Genomic DNA, 22,234 nt, shown 5'->3' on the forward strand with positions numbered 1-22,234 from the left:
GCCTCCGGTCTCATGGGCCGGGCGGCGGGTCGAAAAGAACGTCTTTCCGAGAAAGTGCGCGGGTTAAACGCCCGGAGGGAGCGAAAGTCAAGGAGAAACTAGGGCATAACGCCCTGCGGCTGCGGCGTAAGGCTTTGACATGGTTGTGCTTTTGAAGATCGGGGTGGCCGATGCGCGGGCTTCCTTTCGCCGCAGGTTCAAAGTTCAACCCGCACACGCCATATAACGCCCCATGTCTGTCGCTCTCTCCCGTCCTTCGTGATCTCCCGTGCCCGTCACCCGCCGCCGTGTTTTTGGAGTGCTCGCCGGGGCCGCCGCGGCGGTCGGCGTTCCCTCGGTCTGGATAAGCAATATGAAAACCTACGCCGGCCCCGTCTCCGACCACTTTGACGGCACGCGCTTCTTCGATCCCGACGGGGTGCCGCCGAAATCGCTGGCGGAGGTGCTGCGCTGGCAGTTCGGCACCGACCGCAGGCGCGCGAGCTGGCCGGATTGGGTGCCGAATGCCCACAGCGATACGCCGCCGCCGCGCGTAACCGGCGACAAGGTGCGGCTGTCGTTTGTCGGCCACGTCACCTGGCTGATCCAGACGGCGGATCTCAACATCCTCGTCGATCCCGTGTGGTCGATGCGCGCTTCGCCCGTCGCCTTTGCCGGGCCGCATCGGCACAACGATCCCGGCATCGCCTTCGACGCGCTGCCCAAGATCGACGTCGTGCTGGTGTCGCACGGCCATTACGATCATCTCGACATCGCGACGCTGTCGAAACTTACAGAAAAGTTTTCGCCGCGCGTGATCACGCCGCTCGGCAATGACGTCACCATGCGCGATGCGAACTCAGCGATCAAAGCTGAGGGATTCGACTGGCAGGATCGCGTCGAACTTGGCAACGGCATCGCGGTGACGCTGGTGCCGACGCGGCACTGGTCGGCGCGCGGATTGTTCGACCGCAACAAGGCGCTGTGGGCGAGTTTTGTTTTGGAGACGCCGGCGGGGAAAATCTACATCGTCTGCGATTCCGGCTATGGCGAGGGCAAGCACTTTCGACGCGTGGCCGAGAAACATGGTCCGCTGCGGCTGGCGATATTGCCGATCGGCGCCTACGAGCCGCGCTGGTTCATGAAGGACCAGCATATGAATCCGTCTGATGCCGTGAAGGCGCTCGCCGATTGCGACGCGCAAGAAGCGCTGGCGCATCATCACGGCACGTTCCAACTGACGGATGAAGCGATCGACGCGCCGGTGAATGCGCTGGCCGAGGCGCTCAAGGAGGCGAAGATTCCGCCGGAGCGGTTTGCGGCGCTGAAGCCAGGGCAGGTTTACGAAATCTAACCCCCGTCGTCCCTGCGAACGCAGGGACCCATAGCCACCGCTGAAAATTGTTGAGAGAAGCTGGAGCTACAGCTCAGCCTAACCACAGCGTCCTGTGGTTATGGGTCCCTGCTTTCGCAGGGACGACAGCAATTACTCCTTCGGCTTGATCGCCCAGGATACGCTCACCGTCACCGATAACGTCTCTTCGCCTTGCGCCACCGGCGCTCCCGCGGCCATGGGGGAAGCCACCTTGCCGCGAAATACCGGCACGGGCGCGCCTTCCTCGGAAATACTGATGGGCTCGCCGAGCGTCACGCCGGCGGCCTTGGCGTAGATCTCCGCCTTGCGGCGCGCATCCGAAATAGCCTTCTCGCGGGCTTCGTCCAGATGTTTTGAGGCTTGTGTGACCGTGAAATTGATACCGCCGATGTCGTTGGCGCCGGCGCCCACCAGCACGTCGATGATGTTGGCGACCTTGGTGACGTCGCGGATCTTGACCGTGACGCGGTTGCTGGCGCGGAAGCTGACGATGCCTGGCGCGCGCTCCGCGGCTTTGGACGGCGTCGCAAATTGCGGCTGCAGCGACAGCCGCGAAGTCTGGTAGTCCTTCTCCTCGATGCCGGCGCCCTTGAGCGCCAGCAGCACCTTGCCCATCGCCGCGTTGTTGGCATCCGACGCCTCACGCGCGGTCTTGGCATCCGATGTCACGCCGCCGTCGATCTGGGCCTGATCGGGCGCCACCGACACGTTCGCTTCGCCGGTCACGGAAATCGCAGGCGGCGGCATTGTCTGCGCCAGCGCGGGCGCGGCGAGCCAGGTGGCGGTCACGACGGCGAGGGCGAACGGAAGTTTCATGCCGATCACCTCAGCGGCACATAGACATTGATCACCAGCTTGTCCTCCGCCGTCTTCAGGGGATCGGTGATGTATTCCTCGATGAAGGTGTCTTTCGCTTCGAGCTTCTTGTCGTCGAGGTGATTGGTGATCGCCTCATAGGTGTTGTCCATGTTGTCGTAGGAGCCGCGATGGACGAACTTCAGCGCCTTGCCGTCCGGCGACTTGCCCATGCTCATGTCCTTGGTCAGGCTCTTGACGTCCTGATCGACCGGAATCTGGGCGAGGAACGTAAAGCCGGTATCGTCGGTCGAGGTGTAGACGATCATCGAATTGCCTGATGCCTTGATGCCCTGCTTGTCGAGCACGGCGGTCAGCGCCTTGAACGCATCGATCAGGGTGTCGAACGCGTTGTCCCAATTGGCCGTGCCCTTCATGACAACCACCTTCTTGGGCTCCATCGTGAACTCCTCGCCGAAGGGGTCCGCGGTCTGGACGCTGGCGGCGGGAGGAGGGGGCGCGGGCGCCGGGGCTTTTTCCGCCGTGGGAGCATCCGCCGGCGACTTGGTTTCGGCCGGCGGCGGGACCGGCACCGCCGATGGCGCGGGGCTGGGCATGGCCGACGGGCTCGCGGCTGGCGAGGCTGAGGGCGCCGGCGATTGCGCCAGCGCGGCCCCGCCAAACGCAACCATGGAGAGTGCGACGATGGCCGCACGGAAAGTGCTGATACGGTTCATTTCAGGTATTCTCCATCCACCCCACCTGGCGGCGGCATGTCCCCATCCGCGCCCGCCAGAATGGTGCCATTTTCTAACACGCAAGGTCCGCTTTCGTCCCATGACAGATGCGTCATATGCCCCTGCACACTAGGCAATTGGCCATCATTCGCCATATAAGGCAGGCAGAATTTGGGAAATTCCATGAGCGCGCTGGCCAACCACGCATTTGCCAAGATGAACGGTATCGGCAACGAAATCGTCGTCGTGGATTTGCGCGATTCCAAGGCCGCTGTGACAGCCGACGAGGCGCGGGCCGTGGCCTCGCCCGCGGGCGTGCCCTATGACCAATTGATGGTATTGCAGCCGCCGCGGCTGCAGGGCACCGAGGCCTTCATCCGCATCTACAACAATGACGGCTCGGAAGCCGGCGCCTGCGGCAACGGCATGCGATGCGTGGTGCGCCGCCTGTTCGAGAAGACCGGCCAGACCGCCGTGACTTTCGAGACCCGCGCCGGCCTCCTCAATTGCTGGCAGGGCCCGGCGCCCGATCTCTATACCGTGGACATGGGGGCGCCGAAGTTCGACTGGCAGGATATTCCGCTGGCCGAAGAATTTCGCGATACCCGCTACATCGAATTGCAGGTTGGGCCGATCGATGCGCCGGTGCTGCATTCGCCGTCGGTGGTCTCGATGGGCAATCCGCACGCGATCTTCTGGGTCGACGACGTCAACGCCTATGACCTCGAGCGCTTCGGGCCGCTGCTGGAAAACCACCCGATCTTCCCCGAACGCGCCAACATCACGCTCGCCCACATCGTCGATCGCGATCACATCACGATCCGCACCTGGGAGCGCGGCGCCGGCCTGACCAGGGCCTGCGGCTCCGCGGCTTGCGCGACCGCGGTGGCGGCGGCGCGGCTGAAGCGTGCCAGCCGCAATGTCGAGATCACGCTGCCCGGCGGCAAGCTCGGCATCGAATGGCGCGAGCGCGACGAGCATGTGCTGATGACCGGGACCGCCGATTTCGAATATGAAGGCCGCTTCGATCCCGCGCTGTTCGCCGACGTCGCGTGAGATGTGCGTCGACGTCCTCACTTTCGGCTGCCGCCTCAACGCCTTCGAATCCGAAGTGATCGCCCGCGAGGCGGAGCGCGCGGGGCTTTCCGATACCGTCGTCATCAATAGCTGCGCCGTCACCAACGAGGCGGTGGCGCAGGCGCGGCAATCGATCCGGCGGCTGAAGCGCGAACGGCCGGACCTGCGCATCGTCGTCACCGGCTGCGCGGCGCAGACGCAGCCGGAGATGTTTGCCGAAATGGCGGAGGTCGATCGCGTCGTCGGCAATGACGACAAGATGCGCGGCGAGGCGTGGCGTGCCGCGCGCGCAGCGTTCGACGCAGGCTTTGGTATCGGGACAAGCGAAAAGATCGCGGTCGCTGACATCATGGCGGTCAAGGAGATGGCGCCGCATCTGCTCGACGGCTTCAAGGCCGGCCTGCCGCGGGTGTTCGTCCAGGTGCAGAACGGCTGCGATCACCGCTGCACCTTCTGCATCATCCCTTACGGTCGCGGCAATTCGCGCTCGGTGCCGATGGGCGCAGTGGTGGATCAGGTTCGCGCGCTCGCTGAGCGCGGCCATGCCGAGATCGTGCTGACCGGTGTCGACCTGACGAGCTATGGGGCTGACTTGCCGGGCACGCCGAAGCTCGGGCAATTGACCAAACAGATTTTGCGCCATGTACCGGAATTGAGGCGCTTACGGATTTCATCGATCGATTCCATCGAAGTCGATCGCGATCTGCTTGACGTCATCGCGAATGACGAGCGGCTGATGCCCCATCTGCATCTGTCGCTGCAGTCCGGCGACGACATGATTTTGAAGCGGATGAAGCGCCGGCATTCGCGGAAAGATGCGATCGAGTTCTGCGCGCAGGTACGGCGGCTGCGCCCCGACATCACGCTCGGCGCCGATATCATCGCGGGCTTTCCGACCGAAACGGAAGAGATGTTCTCGCGCTCCGAGGACCTCGTTGACGAATGCGATCTCACCTTCCTGCACGTGTTTCCCTATTCGAAGCGACCCGGCACACCGGCCGCGCGGATGCCGCAGGTGGCGGGCGGGGCGATCAAGAATCGCGCGAAGCGTTTGCGTGCGGCAGGAGAGGCGGCGTTGCAGCGGCGGCTGGCGGCAGAGACTGGAACGACGCGTCAGGTTTTGATCGAAAGTGCGACGCAAGGGCGGACGGAGCATTTCCTGCCGGTGGCGATATCAGGTGAAAGACCGGGCGCGGTAATGGCGTTAGCGATCAACGGTCACGATGGTGCGCGGTTGACGGTGTGAGTCACAAATTTCGCTGTCGTCGCCCGGCTTGACCGGGCGATCCAGTACGCCGCGGCCCCTCGGCTCATCACAGACTTCTCTGGGATACTGGATCATCCGCCTTCGCGGATGATGACAGTGGTGGCTGGGGCGCCGGGCTCGCCTACAATCCGTTACTCCCCGTTCCACCCGCACGCCCTGAGCCGCTCCCGCATATGCTCCGGCGCCGGTGCCACCACGCGCACCGGTTCCTTGTTCTTTGAAATCGGAATCACGATCTCGCGGGAATGCAGGTGCAGGATCGGTTCACCAAAACGAGGTCCGTTGCCGTAGATATTGTCGCCGACAATCGGCCAGCCCATGGCTGACGTGTGCACGCGCAATTGATGGGTGCGGCCGGTGACCGGTTCCAGTGCGAGCCAACAAAGGCCATCGCCGCGGCCGCGCACTTTCCAGTTGGTGACGGCCTTCTGCCCGTCAGGATCCGGCTTCTGCCACCAGCCGCGCTCGACGTTGAGCCGTCCCAGCGGCATGTCGATGGCCCCTTCGTCCTCGGCAGGTCCGCCCTCGATCACCGCCCAATAGGTTTTTCCAATCTTGCCGTGCTTGAACAACAAGCCGAGCGAGGCGGTGGCCTTGCGGTGGCGTCCCAACACCAGACAGCCGGAGGTATCCTTGTCGAGCCGGTGGGCCAGCACCGGCGGCCGTGGCAGGCCGAATCGCAAGCCGTCGAAGGACGCTTCCAGATTGGCGCCGCCCTTGGGACCGCGATGCACCGGTAGCCCCGCAGGCTTGTCGATGACCAGCATCAGCCCGTCGCGGTGGAGGACGCGAGCCTGGATTTCATCTGCCGTTAGCCCGCGGACATCAAGCGATGTCCGGGGGATATCAAAGGATGTCCGGGGCACATCAAGGGATGGCCCGGGAACAGCAATGGATTTGTTGTGACTTCCGCTCATGGCGCGAAACCGCTAACACGTCCCCGACATGAGCGATACCACTCCCGGAACCCCCAAACTAAGCTGGTGGCGGCGGCTTTCGAGCGGCCTGAAGCGGACCTCGAGTTCGCTGGGCACAGCCGTTGCCGACCTCGTCACCAAGCGCAAGCTCGACCGCGCCATGCTCGACGATATCGAGGATGTGCTGCTGCGCGCCGATCTCGGCACTGCCGTGGCGGTGCGGATCTCGGACGCGGTCGGCGCCGGCCGTTACGACAAGGCGATCTCGGCCGACGAGGTGAAGACGGTCGTCGCGAGCGAAGTCGAAAAGGTGCTGGCGCCGGTGGCGAAGCCGCTGGAGATCGACGCGGCGCAAAAGCCGTTCGTCATTCTCGTGGTCGGCGTCAACGGCTCGGGCAAGACCACCACCATCGGCAAGCTTGCCGCAAAACTGAGCGCCGAGGGCCGCAAGACCATGATGGCGGCCGGCGACACGTTTCGTGCCGCCGCGATCGAACAGCTCAAGGTCTGGGGCGAGCGCACCAGGTCGCCTGTTATCGCCGGCGCGCAGGGTTCGGATTCGGCGAGCCTTGCCTTCAACGCGCTGACCGCGGCGAAAGAACAGAATATCGACGTGCTGCTGGTCGATACCGCCGGCCGTTTGCAGAACAAGGCCGAGCTGATGAACGAGCTCGAAAAGGTCGTTCGCGTCATCAAGAAGGTCGATGCGTCAGCCCCGCATGCGGTGCTGCTGGTGCTCGATGCCACGGTGGGACAAAATGCGCTGTCGCAGGTCGAGGCATTTCATCGTACCGCTGGCGTGACCGGCCTCGTGATGACGAAGCTCGATGGCACCGCCCGCGGCGGCATCCTGGTGGCGCTGGCGGAGAAATTCAAACTGCCGGTGCACTTCATCGGCGTCGGCGAAGGCATCGACGATCTCGCGCCGTTCACCGCGCGGGATTTCGCCAACGCGATTGCAGGAATTGAAGGGGCATGATCCCGAAAAGTGGGAACCGGTTTTCGGACAAGATCATGCCCAAACGAAAGATGAAGTGAACGATGGACAAGACCCAGCCGCATCCGGTGTTCAAGCTCGCGACCGAACTCGGTCCGCTCATCGTGTTCTTCGTCGCCAACGCCAAATTCAACCTGTTTGTCGCGACCGGCGCCTTCATGGTGGCGATCGTGGCCGCGATGATCGCCTCCTATGTGGTGGTGCGGCATGTGCCCATGATGGCAATCGTCACCGCCGTCATCGTGCTCGTGTTCGGCACGCTGACGCTGGTGCTGCACGACGAGACCTTCATCAAGGTCAAGCCGACCATCATCTACGGCCTGTTCGCCGCGATCCTCGGCGGCGGCCTTTTGTTCGGCCGCTCCTTCATCGCGATCCTGTTCAATCAGATGTTCAACCTGACGCCGAAGGGCTGGCGCATCCTGACCATGCGCTGGGCGTTGTTCTTTCTGGGGATGGCGGTCCTGAACGAAGTCATCTGGCGCACGCAGTCGACCGACTTCTGGGTCGCCTTCAAGGCGTTCGGTGCGGTTCCGATCACCATGGTCTTTGCGATTTCGCAGATGCCGGTGATCAAGCGCTACCATCTGGAGCCAGCCTCGCTCGAGGCGAGCGAGGCTGAAGCGGGCGATGTGAGCAAGGGGTAGGGTGGTGTCCCGGATGGGTGCAGCGTTCTTTACGATGCGCCGCAGAGCCGGGACCTATGCCCGCGGTCGTGGGCCCCGGCTCTACAGCGCCATAGCGCGTCGAAGACGCGCGTAAACGCGTTTATGGCTACCGCGCCGCGCCGCGTCCGGGGCAAGATCGCATCAGCTCTTCTGCTTGGCGATGATCTTGTCCTTGATCTTGTCGTAGGTCGCCTGCGGGAGAATGCTCTTGTTTACGAGATCATCCTTGCCCTTGTACGGCCGGCCCGCGATGATTTTGGCGGAATAGGCCTTGCCGACACCCGGCAGTGCGTCGAGCTGATCGGCGGTCGCGGAATTGATGTCGAGCAGTTCGGCCTTCGGCGCAGGCGCCATCTTCGACTCCGAGGCCTTCGGCGCGGGAGCCATCTTGCTGTCGGACTTGGTCGCGGGCTGTGCGGTCTGGGCCATCGACGGGGTCGCCGTCAGCATGCCCAGGGTAAGTGCGGTTGCGAGAAGAGAAGCGAGCGTGAAATGACGCATAGGATGTCCCTCCAAGGACGGTTCAAGTAACGCCACAAAACTAGCTGCGAATTCATGGCGGCGCCATGGCTGCGAAATGAACGCCAGATAAAAGCCTAAATTTATTTTATCCCTCATGGTGAGGAGCACGCGAAGCGTGCGTCTCGAACCATCGACCCCCGATGCCGCCATCCTTCGAGACGCCGCTACGCGGCTCCTCAGGATGAGGACTGCGGTTAACTCCCCGCTTTCAACGCTTTCTCGATCTCGACCTTGAGCACGCTGTCGAGATTGGCCGGCGTCACCGGCCCGACCAACTTGTAAAGAATCGTCCCGTCGCGGCCGACGACGAAGGTTTCGGGCACGCCGTAGACGCCCCATTCGATCGAGCCGCGGCCGTTGCTGTCGACGCCGACGGCGGCAAACGGATTGCCGTAGCGGCCGAGGAAGCGGCGGGCGTTGTCGGGAGAATCCTTGTAGTTGATGCCGACCATCTGCAGCCGTGTGTCCCTGGCCAGCGCGGTCAGCAGCGGCGCCTCGTCGTGGCACGGCACGCACCAGGACGCCCAGACATTGACGACGGAGACCTTGCCCTTGAAGGCCGCAGGATCGAGCCCGGGCACCGGCGCGCCGTTGTGGACGAGGCCCTCCAGCGCCGGCAGCGCGGTTTGCGGCGCCGGGCGACCGATCAGGGCGGATGGGATTTTGGAGGGATCGCCGCCGTAAAGCCGCAACAGAAACAGCGCGGCAATGGCCATGAAGCCGATCAGCGGCAGCATCACCAGCCAGCGCCGGCGGCGCGGCTGCTCGTCCGATGTGGCGGGCGCGCCCATCAGATGTCCGTCGCCTGGCGGCCGGAGCGCCGGGTCACGCCGCTGGCCTCGAGTTCGCGCAGCCGCTCCTTCTGCCGGCGATAATCGATGGCGATCCAGCCGATCAGGATCAGCACGATCGCCGCCACCAGCGCGTAAGACGTCACGATGAATGAAGCATGGGGCCCGAGCGACATCGCGTCACGCCGCCTGCTGGCTGGCTTGCATCATCTGCAAGCTGCGCACACGCCGGCGCAGGATCTCGTTGCGCATTGCCGCCAGGTGCAGCGTGACGAACAGCAGCGAGAAGCCAACCGCCATCACCAGCAATGGAATCAGGAACGCCTTGTCGAGCGAAGTGCCGCCCATTCGCAGCACGGCCGCAGGCTGATGCAGCGTGTTCCACCAGTCGACCGAGAATTTGATGATCGGCAGGTTGAGCGCGCCGACCAGCGTCAGGACGGCGGCGGCCCGCGCCGCCCGCGACGGATCGTCTACCGCGCGCCACAGCGCCATCAATCCGAGATACATCAGGAACAGGATCAGGACCGAGGTCATCCGCGCATCCCATTCCCAATAGGTGCCCCACATCGGTCGTCCCCACAGCGAGCCGGTGACCAGCGCCAGAAAGGTAAATGCAGCTCCGATCGGAGTTGCGGCTTTGGCGGCAACATCGGCCAGCGGATGCCGCCACACCAGTGTACCCAGTGCGGCGACGCTCATCACGCCCCAGACGAACATCGCAAGCCACGCATTCGGCACGTGGACGAACATGATCTTGGCGGTTGCACCCTGCTGATAGTCGTCGGGCGCCATCGCGGCCTGATAGAAGCCCACGAGCAGAAAAATCGCAGTCGCACCCGTCAACCACGGCAGCACGCGCGCCGTCAGCGACAGGAATTTGGTGGGATTGGCGAGGTCGATCAGCGTCATGGCATCCTGATAGTCGTCAGCGGCGGGGCAGGCAATGCGGCATGGTTTGTTTCATATGGCCTCCGCGAGAGTTGATCGGCGTCAAGTCATCGTCAGTCCAGACCGTGCCGCAGGCTGGCCGCGGCCGCGAACGGTCCGACCACCAGGCTGACCAGCGACAGCGCGCACAGGATCGAAAACGGTGTTCCAAATGACAGCGGACCCGTAATCGCCGCCTGTGACGCCGCGACGCCGAAGATCAGTACCGGGATCGACAGCGGCAGCACCAGCACCGCCAGCAACAGGCCGCCGCGGTGGAGTGTCACGGCGAGCGCTGCACCGATCATTCCCGTAAACGTCAGCGCCGGTGTTCCCACCAGCAGCGTCAGCGCCACCGCCGCGGTGGCGGTGGCGTCGAGATTGAGCAGCAGTCCCAGTACAGGGGTTGCCACGATCAGCGGCAGCCCGGCGGCAAGCCAGTGCGCCAGCGCTTTTGCGGCACAGGCCAGTTCCAGCGGCGCCCGGCCCATCACGATCAGGTCGAGCGAGCCGTCCTCGTGGTCGGCCGTGAACAGGCGGTCGAGCGTGAGCAGGCTCGCCAGCAGCGCGCCGAACCAGAGGATCGCGGGTCCGAGCCGCGTCAGCAGCGCCAGGTCCGGCCCGATCGCGAACGGCATCAGCACCGTGACCGTGAGGAAAAACAGCACGCCGATCAGCGCCCCGCCGCCGACGCGAACGGCGATTCTGATGTCCCGGCGAATCAGTGCGGCGAGGGCGGTCATGTCGCGCCCCCCATCCGCAGTTCCCTCGCCCCGATCCCGAGCGGGGTGTGGGTCGCGGCGATGATGATGCCGCCGCTGGCAAGGTGCTCGCGCATGACGCCGACGAACAGGTCCTGTCCAGCGGTATCGAGTGCCGAGGTCGGCTCGTCCAGGAGCCAGACCGGCCGGCGCACCACGAGCAGGCGGGCGATCGACAGCCGCCGCCGCTGGCCGGCGGAGAGATAGGCTGCCGGCAGATGCGTGGCATGGCCGAGGCCCACGGCGGAAAGGCATTGGCTGAGTTCGCCGATCTTGCCGCCCAGAAAATCCCGCCAGAACGCAAGGTTCTCGTGCACGCTGAGCGCCGGCTTCAGCGCATCGCGATGGCCGAGATAATGGGATTGCTCCGGCAAGGTCAGCTCGGCCTCGCCGCCCTCCAGGTCGATCGACCCGCCTGCCGGCACCAGGAGACCCGCGATCAGGCGCAGCAGCGAGGTCTTGCCGGACCCGTTTGGGCCGACCACGGCCAGCACCTCGCCGGAGGAGGTCTCGAAATCGAGGCCGGAGAACACCCCCCGGCCGCCCCTGATACAGTCGATTTGACGCCCCGAGAGCCGCATTTTGCTTCGTCACAGCCCTCTGAAATTGATGGGTAGCGCGTCAGAATTTGTGGGTACCGCATTGCTGCAGCACGCTTGTCGGTGTGGCGGCGCTTCTAGAAAGATTCTATAAGCCCGGAACTTGATGCAGCACACAATCGGCGGCTGCAAGCCGATAGGCCAGCCTAACGCTGATGGTGTTTAAATACCCTTGCCGGGTATAACTAGAATTTGGGATTTCCTGACATGACCTCGCTCGACAGCTTCAAATGCCGCAAGACCCTCAAGGTCGGCAGCAAGACCTACGTTTATTACAGCCTGCCCGCCGCCGAGAAGAACGGTCTGAAGGGAATTTCCAAGCTGCCCTATTCGATGAAGGTGCTCCTGGAAAACCTGCTGCGCAACGAGGACGACCGCACGGTCAAGAAGGCCGACATCATTGCGGTGTCGAAATGGTTGAGGAAGCGTAAACTCGAGCATGAAGTGGCGTTTCGCCCGGCGCGCGTGCTGATGCAGGATTTCACCGGCGTGCCGGCGGTGGTCGATCTCGCCGCGATGCGTAACGCGATGCAGGCGCTCGGCGGTGATGCCGAGAAGATCAACCCGCTGGTGCCGGTCGATCTCGTCATCGACCACTCGGTGATCGTCAACTTCTTCGGCGACAACAAGGCGTTCGGCAAGAACGTGGTCGAGGAATACAAGCAGAACCAGGAACGCTACGAATTCCTGAAGTGGGGCCAGAAAGCGTTTTCGAATTTCTCGGTCGTGCCGCCCGGTACCGGCATCTGCCATCAGGTCAATCTCGAATATCTCGCGCAGACGGTGTGGACCAAGAAGGAGAAGATGACGGTCGGCAAGAAGACCGGCACCTTCGAAGTGGCCTATCCCGACTCGCTCGTCGGCACCGACTCGCACACGACCATGGTCAACGGCCTTGCCGTGCTCGGCTGGGGCGTCGGCGGCATCGAGGCGGAAGCCTGCATGCTCGGCCAACCGCTGTCGATGCTGCTGCCGGAAGTCGTCGGCTTCAAGCTGAAGGGCCAGCTCAAGGAGGGTGTCACCGCGACCGATCTCGTGCTGACCGTGACGCAGATGCTGCGCAAGCAGGGCGTGGTCGGCAAGTTCGTCGAATTCTTCGGTCCCGGTCTCGACTTCCTCTCGGTGGCTGACAAGGCGACCATCGGCAACATGGCGCCGGAATATGGCGCGACCTGCGGCTTCTTCCCGGTCGATGCCGCGACCATCGATTATCTCAAGACCTCGGGCCGCAAGGCGGACCGTGTCGCGCTGGTTTCAGCTTACGCCAAGGCGCAGGGCCTGTTCCGCACCGCGAAATCGGCCGACCCCGTGTTCACGGAAACGCTGACGCTCGATCTCAAGGATGTCGTGCCGTCGATGGCCGGCCCGAAGCGTCCCGAAGGCCGCGTCGCGCTGCCCGCGGTTTCCACCGGCTTCGCCGCCGCGCTGGCTGGCGAGTACAAGAAGCCGGAAGGCGCCGAGAACCGCTATTCGGTCGAGAACCGTGATTTCGATCTCGGCCATGGCGACGTGGTGATCGCTGCGATCACCTCCTGCACCAACACCTCCAACCCCAGCGTTCTGATCGGCGCGGGCCTCTTGGCGCGCAACGCTGCCGCCAAGGGGCTTGCGGCGAAGCCGTGGGTGAAGACGTCGCTGGCGCCGGGCAGCCAGGTGGTGGCGGAATATCTCTCCAATTCCGGCCTGCAGAAGGACCTCGACAAGGTCGGCTTCAACCTGGTCGGCTTCGGCTGCACCACCTGCATCGGCAACTCGGGCCCGCTGCCGGAGGAGATTTCGAAGTCGATCAACGACAACGGCATCGTCGCCGCAGCCGTGCTGTCGGGCAACCGCAACTTCGAAGGCCGCGTCTCTCCGGACGTTCAGGCAAACTACCTGGCCTCGCCGCCGCTGGTGGTGGCTTACGCGCTCGCGGGCACCGTGACCAAGGATCTCGCGGTCGAGCCGATCGGCACCGGCAAGGACGGCAAGCCGGTCTACCTGAAGGACATCTGGCCGACCACGAAGGAGATCAACGCCTATATGAAGAAGTTCGTCACCGCGACGATCTTCAAAAAGCGCTACGCCGACGTGTTCAAGGGCGACGCCAACTGGCGCAAGATCAAGACCACCGACAGCGAGACCTATCGCTGGAACATGTCGTCGACCTATGTGCAGAACCCGCCCTACTTCGAGGGCATGAAGAAGCAGCCCGATCCCGTCGTCGACGTGGTCGACGCGCGGATTCTGGCGATGTTCGGCGACAAGATCACCACTGACCACATCTCGCCAGCAGGCTCGATCAAGCTGACTTCGCCTGCCGGAAAATTCCTCTCGGAGCATCAGGTGCGTCCCGCCGACTTCAACCAGTACGGCACGCGGCGCGGCAATCACGAGATCATGATGCGCGGCACCTTCGCCAACATCCGCATCAAGAACTTCATGCTGAAGGGCGCCGACGGCAATATTCCGGAAGGCGGGCTCACCAAGCACTGGCCCGACGGCGAGCAGATGTCGATCTACGAGGCGGCGATGCAGTACCAGGCGGAGGGCGTGCCGCTGGTGGTGTTCGCCGGCGCCGAATACGGCAACGGCTCGTCGCGTGACTGGGCCGCGAAGGGCACGCGGCTGCTCGGCGTTCGCGCCGTGATCTGCCAGAGCTTTGAGCGCATCCATCGCTCCAACCTGGTCGGCATGGGCGTGTTGCCGCTCACCTTCGAAGACGGCACGTCGTGGACATCGCTGGGCCTGAAGGGTGACGAGAAGGTGACGATCCGGGGTCTGCAGGGCGGCCTGAAGCCACGTCAGACGCTAACCGCGGAGATCGTCTCCGGCGATGGCGCGCTGCAGCGCGTGCCGCTGCTTTGCCGCATCGATACCCTCGACGAGCTCGAGTACTACCGAAACGGCGGCATCCTGCATTATGTGCTGCGCAAACTCGCGGCCTAGAGTTCTCTTTTGACGCGTTTTCTTCACGCGAACCGGTAACCACTTCGCTTGAAAACGCTTTGAAACGCGGATTTGTGATCAGTGCCTCACTTCGAAGTGAGTAGCGACCAAGAAGAAGGCGGCCTATGACAAGGCCGCTTTCGCGCGTCTGGGGGCACGCAGTCAGGAAATCAAATCATGCCCCGTAAAAATACGGACGGAAAACGCCACCGGCGGTGCGACCTATGACAGCGATAATGGCCTACAACTGCATATCGCGATGGTCCGGTGCGCTTGGCGTCTGCGCGATCATCGCCGTCATCCGCCCGGCTCATGCCGATCCGCGCGCCGTCGTTGAACTGTTCACCTCGCAGGGTTGTTCGTCGTGTCCGCCGGCCGACCAGATCGTCGGCGAACTCGCCAAGGATCCGAACGTGATCGCGCTGAGCATGCCGATCGACTATTGGGACTATCTTGGCTGGAAGGACACGCTGGCGGACTCGCGTTTCAGCGCGCGTCAGAAAGCCTATTCGCATGTGCGCGGCGACCGTAACCTCTATACGCCGCAGATGATCGTCAATGGCTCGGTGCAGGTGATCGGCAGCGATCGTGCCGCCATCGACGGCGCCATCAAGAACACCAGCAAGGCCGAGGGTGTGATGTCGGTCCCGGTGACGATGACGTTGTCGGGCAAGCTGCTCAACGTCTCGGTGGAGGCGAGCAAGGTGCCGACGACGGGTCACGGCGAAGTCTGGATCTGCTCGGTTTCGAAGGCCGTGCCGATTTCGATCGGACGCGGCGAGAATCGCGGCCAACAAGTCACCTACTACAACGTGGTGCGTAATCTCGTGAAGGTCGGCGACTGGAACGGCGGCGCAGGAAGCTGGACCATTCCAGTGGAGAATATTTCCCGCGACGGCGTGGATGCCGCGGTCGTCTATGTCCAGGACGGCAGTCGCGACAAGCCGGGCGCGATGCTCGGCGCCGCCTACACCGCGCTGCGATAGTCAGCACTGGAGCGCAGCGCAATCCGGGGATCTCAGAACCGGATAAACCTGTCCCGGATTGCGCGGAGCCTGTCATCACTGCGCGAGCGCAATTGCGCTCGTCGCCGGGGCGCGCATTCGCGCGACCCGGTGGCTCCATCCGGGCTACATGCCGAAAATTTCAAACTGAGAGCCGCTGGGGGCCGGCGAAGCCAAATTTCCCTGTGGCATTTGCGAGAGCGGCGCACAAAAGAAAAAGGACCAACTTTCGTTGGCCCAGTATCGGGATTAACTCCCTCTGCGAACAGGCCCGATCCCGACGGCCCCGGGGGGCTGGGGGCTGAGGAATCCGGAACCGAAAGGACCGGGCCAACGCAGGATTATCTTCTCGCAAGCTAGCGGGGCGGTCGGTTGGCGGAAGTGGGGCAGCAATAAGATTCCGCTAACGATCCCGTGAATCGATATTTCCGGTCGTATCGGGGCATCCGGAGCGGTTTCCTTCGTGTTTACAACCCCCTTGCAGGGTCCCGCGGTTAGCGCAATCATGTAGATCTCGGCATGCTCCCGAAAAGTGGGGACCGGTTTTCGGGAAGGAGAGCATGCCTGAGATGACAGGAGGCGCTCCATGAGCTCGATTTCGGAGGACACCGATCCAAGCGAGAGCCGCGCAGTGGCGCGCACCCCCACTGCAACCCCGCCGCCGAATCGTGTCACGTTCAATCGTCTCGAACTCAACCGTATCCTCAATCTGTATGGGCGCATGGTCGCCGACGGCGAGTGGCGCGACTATGCCATCGACTTTCTGAAGGACCGCGCGGTGTTTTCGGTATTCCGCCGCGCCTCCGAGGTTCCGATCTATCGCATCGAGAAAGATCCGCGGCTCGCGCGCAAGCAGGGCATGTACAGCGTGATCTCCGCGACCGGCCTGATCCTGCGCCGCGGCCACGAACTCGAACGCGTGCTGCTGGTGATCGACCGCAAGCTGGCGCTGGTTTAGGCGGGCTCCTGTAGCCCGGATGGAGCGAAGCGAAATCCGGGAAGACTATTTCAGCTTGCGAGACTGTCCCGGATTGCGCTTCGCTCCATCCGGGCTACAGGTGTGGCGAAGCTTAAGCCGTCCCATCCTTGGGCACGGTCGTGCCGCCTTCACCGAGCGCGCGCTGCATCATCACGGTGTCGAGCCAGCGGCCGAACTTGAGGCCGACATTGGCGTGAGTCCCGATCATCTGGAACCCGCATTTGGTGTGAAGGCCGATCGAGCCGGCATTGGCGGAATCGCCGATCACAGCGATCATCTGCCGGAAGCCACGCGCCTCGCATTCCGGGATCAGCCGCTGCAACAATTGCAGGCCGATGCCGCGGCGGTGGGTCGAGGGTTGCAGGTAAATGGAATTCTCCACCGTGAAACGGTAGGCCGGCCGCGGGCGATAGGGCCCCGCATAGGCATAGCCGATCACGCGGCCTTCAACCGCGGCAACGAAATAGGGAAAGCCGCCATCCATCAGCACCCTGAACCGCCGGGTCATCTCGGCGAGATCGGGCGGGATCAGCTCGAACGTCGCGGTGCCGTAGCGCACCGCGTGCTCATAGATTTCGGTGATGGTGGGAAGGTCAGCCTCGGTGGCGGAGCGAATTTCGGGAACGGACATGGGAGGAAAGATACCAGCAGGCCAACAGGGATCAACGCTTTCTGCCATGTCCGGAATGCGCCCCGCCATGACGCTGGCGGCCAAAAGAAAAAGCCCCGGCCGCGAGGCCGGGGCTTCAACTCGTACCTGACCGGTAGCGCTTAGTCGCGCTGGCCGAGCAGCTGCAACAGCAGCGTGAACAGGTTGATGAAGTTCAGGTAGAGCGACAATGCACCGGTAATCGCCGCTTTCTCTGCAATCTCGCCACCTTCCGAGGCGTAGCCGTAGATGTAGTCGTTCTTCAGCCGCTGGGTATCCCAGGCGGTGAGGCCCGCGAACACCAGCACGCCGACCACCGAGACGATGAACTGCAGCATCGAGCTCGCGAGGAACAGGTTGACCACGCTCGCGATGATGACGCCGATCAGGCCCATGAACAGGAACGACCCCATGCCGCTCATGTCACGCTTGGTGGTGTAGCCGTAAAGGCTCAGTGCGCCGAAGGTCGCCGCGGTGATGAAGAACACCCGGACGATCGAGGTGTGCGTATACACCAGGAAGATCGACGACAGCGAAATGCCCATCAGCGCCGCGAACACCCAGAACAGCAACTGGGCGGTCGCCGGCCGCAGCCGGTTGATGCCGGCCGAGATCGCGAACACCATCACAAGCGGCGCGAGGATGAACAGCCACTTCAGGGGGCTGACATACATCGCGTAGCCGAACGGCGTCAGGAAGGCATTGCCGAACTTGGCGGCGGCGCCGGCCTGATCGGTGGTCACTGCGGCCATGTAGACGCCGAGCGCCGCAAGGCCGGTGATGGCCAGGCCGATGCTCATGTAGTTGTAGATGCGCAGCATGTAGGCGCGCAGACCGGCATCGACGGTCGCGGCATCAACGCGCCCGGCGGCCCGGCCGAAAGGAGATACGTAGTTACGGTCTAGGTCCGACATGGTCGAATTCCCGTTGGTTGCCCGGCGGAGCGCAAGGGGTTTGCGGCGCCGGTTAGATTTCTATCTCAGATGTCCCGATCTGCCGACGTTAATTTCACGTCATGAACCCGGCCACTGACTTGGCTGATATGTGGGAAACTAACACATTCGACGCAAGCTTCCACGCGCGGCTGAATGTCGCTTCTCCCGTCATTTGCGAGCAAAAGCAGCGTTAACCCGGCCTTTCCGCCGCTACAAATTGTCACAAATTCCGCAACACGCTGGCCGGCTTCTGGTTCAGGGCCAGCAACGTTCCGGCGAGTCCCAGCCCCACCGTGACGATCAGGGCGGCGGCGACCACGCCTGCGGCGCTGCCGGCCTGCCAGATGAAACTGAGCGTCATCAGCCGGGTCACGATCAGCCAGGCCGCGATCGAGCCCGCGATCACGCCGAACACCGCGGTGGCAAGGCCGATCATCAGGTATTCCAGCGCGTAGGCGCCAAGCAGTCGCGCCCGGGTTGCACCCAGCGTCTTCAGGATGACAGCGTCGTAGACGCGGTGGCGGTGGCCGGCGGCCAGCGCGCCGCCCAGCACCAGGATCGCGGAGATCAGCGTCACCGCGCTGGCGCCGCGGATGGCGAGCACGAGGTTGGTGATGACGGTGCCGACGGTTTCCAGCGCCTCGCGGACCCGCACGCTGGTCACCATCGGGAAGGCGTCCGCCACCTGCTTGATGATTCGGGCGTCGCCGGCCGGATCCGGATGGACCTCCGACAGGGTCGCGACATGGCTGTGCGGCGCGCCCCTGAACGCGTTGGGCGAGAACACCAGCACGAAATTGATGCCGAGCCCCTGCCAGTCGACGTTGCGCAAATTGCTGATTTTGGCCGTAATGTCGCGGCCGAGCACGTTGACCACGATCTCGTCGCCTATTCTGAGCTTGAGGCCGTCGGCGATCTTCTTCTCCAGCGAGACCAGCGGCGGCCCCTTATAGTCCGCGCTCCACCATTCGCCCTCGACCACCTTCGAACCCTTCGGGACTTCGTTGGTGTAGGTCAGGCCGCGGTCGCTCTGCAGCACCCACTCGGAATCCTGCGACGGCTTGAGTTCGTCGGCCTTGACGCCGCGGGCACCGACGATGCGTCCGCGCAGCATCGGCACGTCGTCCACCGTCGATTGCGGCGCGACCTGTTTGAGGAAGGCGCCGAAGCGGTCGGCATCGGCGGTCGGAATGTCGATGAAGTAGAACGAGGGTGCTTTCTCCGGCAACGCCGCCAGGAACTGCCGACGCAGATTGCCGTCGATCTGGGTGATCGTGACCAGCACCGCGAGCCCGAGGCCGAGCGACATCACGACCGAGGGCGTCAGCGCGCCGGGCCGGTAGATGTTGGCGATCGCCAGCCGCAGCATCGTGATTCGGGATCGGGGCATGCGGCGTGCCAGCGCCATCAGGCCGGCTGCGACGCCGCGGAGCAGCGCGAATACCGCCACCGAGGAGACGACGAACACGGCCGCGATCCGCTTGTCATAGGCGAGCCCGATGGCGACCGCGACCAGCAGCGCGATCACCACCGCCATCAGTGCGAGGTAGCTCCAGCGCGGCCGATGCCATTCGCGCGCGACTTCCTCGCGAAACAGCGCCGCAACCGGCACGTCGTGCACCCGCCCCAGCGGCCATAGTCCGAAGGCAAGCGCGGTGAGCAGGCCATAGACGAACGACAGCGCCAGCTCATCGAAATGCAGGGCAGGGATCACCGGCAGCGGCAGCAGCTTGCCGAACACGCCGACGATGACGAACGGCAAAGCCGCACCGGCGGCCAGCCCGATCACCGAGCCTACCGCGGCGAGCAGGATCACTTGCGTCAGGTAGATCGTGAAGACGTCGCGGCCGGTGGCGCCCAGCGCCTTGAACGAGGCGATGACGTCGCGGCGGCGATCGATATGGCTCTTGACCGCATTGGCGACGCCGACGCCGCCGACCAGAAGCGCGGCGAGGCCGACCAGCGTCAGGAACTGGGTGAAGCGGTTGATGGTGCGCTCGAGTTGCGGCGAGGCGTTGCTGCTGCTGCGGATCCACCAGCCGGCCTCGGGCAGGGCGCTCCGTGCGCTGTCGATCAGCTGGGTCGCGGCGCGATCGTCGGCCGCATTGGCCGGCAGCTTCACGCGGTAGATCCAGCGGACCAGGCTGCCGGGCTGCAGCAATCCGCTGGCGCGCAGGCTCGCTTCGCTGACCAGAACGCGCGGGCCCAATCCGACATTGCCGGCGAGCTTGTCCGGCTCGGCCGTGACCGTGCTTCGGATCTGGAATGTGGCGTTGCCTATAGTGATGCGGTCGCCAAGCTTGAGATCGAGCCGCGCCAGCAGGATGGAGTCGACCGCCGCGCCGAATGCGGTGCCAGATGTATCTTGACGCTCGGCCAGCAGATCCGCCATCGGCATTTTGGGATCGAGCGTTACCTCCCCGAGCATCGGGTAGTTGCCGTCCACGGCCTTGAGCTCGACCAGCGCCAGCTTGCCGTCACTGCTTCGCGCCATGACGCGCAGCGCGGCCGCGACCGAAACCTGGCCGCGCGCGCGCAGGAAGGCGATTTCCTCCGGCTTGGCTTCGCGCTGGATCAGCGAGAAAGCAACGTCACCGCCGAGCAGCGTGCGGCCCTCGCGCGTCAAGCCTTCGCTGAGGCTGGCGGCGACCGAGCCGACGCCGGCAATCGCCATCACGCCGAGCGCGATGCAGGCGATGAAGACGTAAAAGCCGCGCAAGCCGCTGCGCAATTCGCGCAGCGCGTAGCGCAGGGCTAGGGATGACGCGCGGCTGCGGTAAACGGGTTCGGAAATGGTGGTCATGAATGTCCGTCGACGCGGCCCGAGCGCAGTCGCACCACGCGGTCGCAGCGCTGGGCCAGCGAAGTGTCGTGCGTCACCAGCACCAAGGTCATGCCGCGCTCGGCATGTTTGGTGAACAGGAGATCGACGATCTGCTTGCCGGTGGCTTCATCGAGATTGCCGGTCGGCTCGTCCGCGACCAGGATCGCCGGATCGGGCGCCAGCGCCCGGGCCAGCGCAACGCGCTGCTGTTCGCCGCCCGACAGTTGGGTCGGGTAGTGGTGCAGGCGATCGCCAAGCCCGACGGACGTCAGCTCCTGCGCCGCGCGCGCGGCCGCGTCGGGATTGCCGGCGAGCTCCAGCGGCACCGCGACGTTTTCCAACGCCGTCATGGTCGGGATCAGATGAAACGACTGGAACACGATGCCGACCTGGCGGCCGCGGAAGCGCGCCAGCGCATCCTCATCGAGGGCATTGAATGGCGTGCCGTTGACCACCACCTCTCCGCTGTCCGGACGTTCCAACCCCGCCATCACCATCAGCAGGGTCGATTTGCCAGAGCCTGACGGTCCGATCAGGCCGATCGCCTCGCCCGATGCCACACGAAGGCTGATATCTTTCAGGATATGAACGCGTGCGGCGCCTGAGCCGAGCGAGAGGTTGACGTTGGAGATGGAAATGGTGTCCGGCCCGACGCCGGTCAGTGAAGAGGGTTCGATGAGACTGTCCATGGCTCGGTCATATGGCACTTCCACCGCTCGGGTCGAGGGCTTGAAACGGGTGTTTGCGCACATACGCGTGTTGATTGTGGCTTTGATGACGGCCGGGCCAGCTTTGGCCCAGGCTCAGGTCCCGGCCACCGCGCCCGCCAAGCCGGTTAAAATGGTCGTCCTCGGCGATTCCTTGAGCGCCGGCCTTGGCCTTTCGGCCTCCGCGGCGTTTCCGGCGCGTTTACAAAAAGCCTTGGGCGACAAGGGGATAAAGGTCGACATGATCAATGCCGGGGTGTCCGGCGACACCTCTTCCGGCGGCCGCGACCGGCTGGACTGGTCGATCCCCGAGGGAACCGAGGCGGTCATCCTCGAACTTGGCGCCAACGATGCCTTGCGCGGGATCGACCCGGCCGTCACCCGCGCCGCCCTCAGCGATATTCTGACGCGGCTGAAGGCACGCAAGATCGCCGTGCTGCTGTGCGGAATGCTCGCCCCGCCCAATTACGGCAGCGAATATGCCGCCCGCTTCAACGCGATCTATCCGGAGCTTTCCAAATCCTTCGGCGTGCCGCTCTATCCGTTCTTCCTGGAGGGGGTCGCGGCCGACGCCAAGCTCAACCAGGCGGACGGGTTGCATCCGACCGCAGAGGGTATCGATGTCATCGTGAAAAATATTCTGCCCATGGTGGAGGCATTTCTCGGCACGATCTCCGGGCAGCGGAGTTGAAAAGAAAGCAAACGAATAACGTTACCGATAGTTTTCCCCGTAGCTTTCCGGTCCGCAGGGGCCGCACGCTTCGCAGGGTCATATAAGTCGGGTAGGAATTAG

The 22,234-nt window shown here is 63.8% G+C and carries 23 protein-coding genes; 9 read left to right on the forward strand and 14 right to left on the reverse strand.

Going from position 1 to position 22,234, the window contains the following annotated elements:
- Positions 1-268: 268 nt before the first annotated feature.
- Positions 269-1,333: an MBL fold metallo-hydrolase gene (locus tag KIP88_RS13205; RefSeq protein ID WP_214488332.1), complete on the forward strand. Its 1,065-nt coding sequence runs from the start codon at positions 269-271 to the stop codon at positions 1,331-1,333.
- A 132-nt stretch (positions 1,334-1,465) separates the two neighbouring features.
- Here the strand turns inward: KIP88_RS13205 and KIP88_RS13210 are convergent, their stop codons facing one another.
- Genes KIP88_RS13210 through KIP88_RS13220 form a run of 3 tightly spaced genes read right to left on the reverse strand, consistent with a single transcriptional unit; the run spans position 1,466 to position 3,071 of the window.
- Positions 1,466-2,170 (reverse strand): SIMPL domain-containing protein, encoded by a 705-nt coding sequence (locus KIP88_RS13210; protein WP_214488333.1) that lies wholly within the window; start codon positions 2,168-2,170, stop codon positions 1,466-1,468.
- Between the two features lie 5 nt (positions 2,171-2,175).
- Positions 2,176-2,886 (reverse strand): GyrI-like domain-containing protein, encoded by a 711-nt coding sequence (locus tag KIP88_RS13215; RefSeq protein ID WP_214488334.1) that lies wholly within the window; start codon positions 2,884-2,886, stop codon positions 2,176-2,178.
- Positions 2,883-3,071, reverse strand: coding sequence for a hypothetical protein (locus KIP88_RS13220; RefSeq protein ID WP_214488335.1), 189 nt, complete (start codon positions 3,069-3,071; stop codon positions 2,883-2,885). Before KIP88_RS13220 ends, KIP88_RS13215 begins: the two co-directional genes overlap by 4 nt.
- On the opposite strand from KIP88_RS13220, the gene dapF reads away from it, so the two are divergent.
- Positions 3,070-3,942: a diaminopimelate epimerase gene (gene dapF / locus KIP88_RS13225; RefSeq protein WP_214488336.1), complete on the forward strand. Its 873-nt coding sequence runs from the start codon at positions 3,070-3,072 to the stop codon at positions 3,940-3,942. The two genes, KIP88_RS13220 and dapF, sit on opposite strands and share 2 nt — an antisense overlap.
- A 1-nt stretch (position 3,943) precedes the next feature.
- Positions 3,944-5,209, forward strand: coding sequence for a tRNA (N(6)-L-threonylcarbamoyladenosine(37)-C(2))-methylthiotransferase MtaB (gene mtaB / locus KIP88_RS13230; RefSeq protein WP_214488431.1), 1,266 nt, complete (start codon positions 3,944-3,946; stop codon positions 5,207-5,209).
- Between the two features lie 152 nt (positions 5,210-5,361).
- On the opposite strand, the gene KIP88_RS13235 is transcribed toward mtaB, so the two are convergent.
- A complete protein-coding gene (locus KIP88_RS13235) occupies positions 5,362-5,997 on the reverse strand; it encodes an RluA family pseudouridine synthase (protein ID WP_249790740.1) in 636 nt (211 codons plus the stop codon).
- 178 nt (positions 5,998-6,175) lie between these two features.
- Between KIP88_RS13235 and ftsY the strand changes: the two genes are divergently transcribed.
- Positions 6,176-7,126, forward strand: a complete 951-nt coding sequence (gene ftsY, locus KIP88_RS13240) for a signal recognition particle-docking protein FtsY (protein WP_214488338.1) — start codon at positions 6,176-6,178, stop codon at positions 7,124-7,126.
- Positions 7,127-7,188: 62 nt separating this feature from the next.
- Entirely contained in the window at positions 7,189-7,791 is a 603-nt protein-coding gene (locus KIP88_RS13245) for a septation protein A (RefSeq protein WP_214488339.1), read from the forward strand.
- A gap of 162 nt (positions 7,792-7,953) precedes the next feature.
- On the opposite strand, the gene KIP88_RS13250 is transcribed toward KIP88_RS13245, so the two are convergent.
- The 6 genes from KIP88_RS13250 to ccmA all read right to left on the reverse strand — a co-directional run bounded on the left by KIP88_RS13250 (position 7,954) and on the right by ccmA (position 11,397).
- On the reverse strand, positions 7,954-8,313 hold the full coding sequence (locus KIP88_RS13250) for a helix-hairpin-helix domain-containing protein (protein WP_214488340.1): 360 nt from the start codon (positions 8,311-8,313) through the stop codon (positions 7,954-7,956).
- A gap of 215 nt (positions 8,314-8,528) precedes the next feature.
- The gene (locus KIP88_RS13255; RefSeq protein ID WP_214488341.1) at positions 8,529-9,125 is read right to left on the reverse strand and encodes a DsbE family thiol:disulfide interchange protein; all 597 of its coding nucleotides are present in this window, start codon (positions 9,123-9,125) and stop codon (positions 8,529-8,531) included.
- A complete protein-coding gene (gene ccmD, locus KIP88_RS13260) occupies positions 9,125-9,301 on the reverse strand; it encodes a heme exporter protein CcmD (protein ID WP_214488342.1) in 177 nt (58 codons plus the stop codon). Before ccmD ends, KIP88_RS13255 begins: the two co-directional genes overlap by 1 nt.
- Before the next feature lie 4 nt (positions 9,302-9,305).
- A complete protein-coding gene (locus KIP88_RS13265) occupies positions 9,306-10,037 on the reverse strand; it encodes a heme ABC transporter permease (protein WP_214488343.1) in 732 nt (243 codons plus the stop codon).
- Positions 10,038-10,129: 92 nt separating this feature from the next.
- Positions 10,130-10,798 (reverse strand): heme exporter protein CcmB, encoded by a 669-nt coding sequence (gene ccmB, locus KIP88_RS13270; RefSeq protein WP_214488344.1) that lies wholly within the window; start codon positions 10,796-10,798, stop codon positions 10,130-10,132.
- Positions 10,795-11,397, reverse strand: a complete 603-nt coding sequence (ccmA, locus tag KIP88_RS13275; protein WP_214488345.1) for a heme ABC exporter ATP-binding protein CcmA — start codon at positions 11,395-11,397, stop codon at positions 10,795-10,797. Before ccmA ends, ccmB begins: the two co-directional genes overlap by 4 nt.
- Positions 11,398-11,622: 225 nt before the next feature.
- On the opposite strand from ccmA, the gene acnA reads away from it, so the two are divergent.
- From acnA to KIP88_RS13290, 3 genes are all read left to right on the forward strand, one after another.
- On the forward strand, positions 11,623-14,343 hold the full coding sequence (gene acnA, locus KIP88_RS13280) for an aconitate hydratase AcnA (protein WP_214488346.1): 2,721 nt from the start codon (positions 11,623-11,625) through the stop codon (positions 14,341-14,343).
- 224 nt (positions 14,344-14,567) lie between these two features.
- Positions 14,568-15,329 carry a thioredoxin family protein gene (locus KIP88_RS13285; protein WP_214488347.1) on the forward strand — a complete coding sequence of 254 codons (762 nt, stop codon included), beginning with the start codon at positions 14,568-14,570 and terminating at the stop codon, positions 15,327-15,329.
- A 604-nt stretch (positions 15,330-15,933) separates the two neighbouring features.
- On the forward strand, positions 15,934-16,305 hold the full coding sequence (locus tag KIP88_RS13290) for a DUF2794 domain-containing protein (protein WP_214488348.1): 372 nt from the start codon (positions 15,934-15,936) through the stop codon (positions 16,303-16,305).
- A gap of 112 nt (positions 16,306-16,417) precedes the next feature.
- On the opposite strand, the gene KIP88_RS13295 is transcribed toward KIP88_RS13290, so the two are convergent.
- From KIP88_RS13295 to KIP88_RS13310, 4 genes are all read right to left on the reverse strand, one after another.
- Positions 16,418-16,957, reverse strand: coding sequence for a GNAT family N-acetyltransferase (locus KIP88_RS13295; protein ID WP_214488349.1), 540 nt, complete (start codon positions 16,955-16,957; stop codon positions 16,418-16,420).
- Positions 16,958-17,097: 140 nt separating this feature from the next.
- A complete protein-coding gene (locus KIP88_RS13300; RefSeq protein ID WP_214488350.1) occupies positions 17,098-17,889 on the reverse strand; it encodes a Bax inhibitor-1/YccA family protein in 792 nt (263 codons plus the stop codon).
- 241 nt (positions 17,890-18,130) lie between these two features.
- Positions 18,131-20,713 (reverse strand): ABC transporter permease, encoded by a 2,583-nt coding sequence (locus tag KIP88_RS13305; RefSeq protein WP_214488351.1) that lies wholly within the window; start codon positions 20,711-20,713, stop codon positions 18,131-18,133.
- On the reverse strand, positions 20,710-21,423 hold the full coding sequence (locus KIP88_RS13310; RefSeq protein ID WP_214488353.1) for an ABC transporter ATP-binding protein: 714 nt from the start codon (positions 21,421-21,423) through the stop codon (positions 20,710-20,712). Before KIP88_RS13310 ends, KIP88_RS13305 begins: the two co-directional genes overlap by 4 nt.
- Between KIP88_RS13310 and KIP88_RS13315 the strand changes: the two genes are divergently transcribed.
- Positions 21,422-22,132, forward strand: a complete 711-nt coding sequence (locus KIP88_RS13315) for an arylesterase (protein WP_214488354.1) — start codon at positions 21,422-21,424, stop codon at positions 22,130-22,132. The genes KIP88_RS13310 and KIP88_RS13315 overlap by 2 nt on opposite strands.
- Positions 22,133-22,234: the final 102 nt, after the last annotated feature.

The organism is Bradyrhizobium sp. SRL28 (genome assembly GCF_018596315.1).
GTDB lineage: Bacteria > Pseudomonadota > Alphaproteobacteria > Rhizobiales > Xanthobacteraceae > Bradyrhizobium.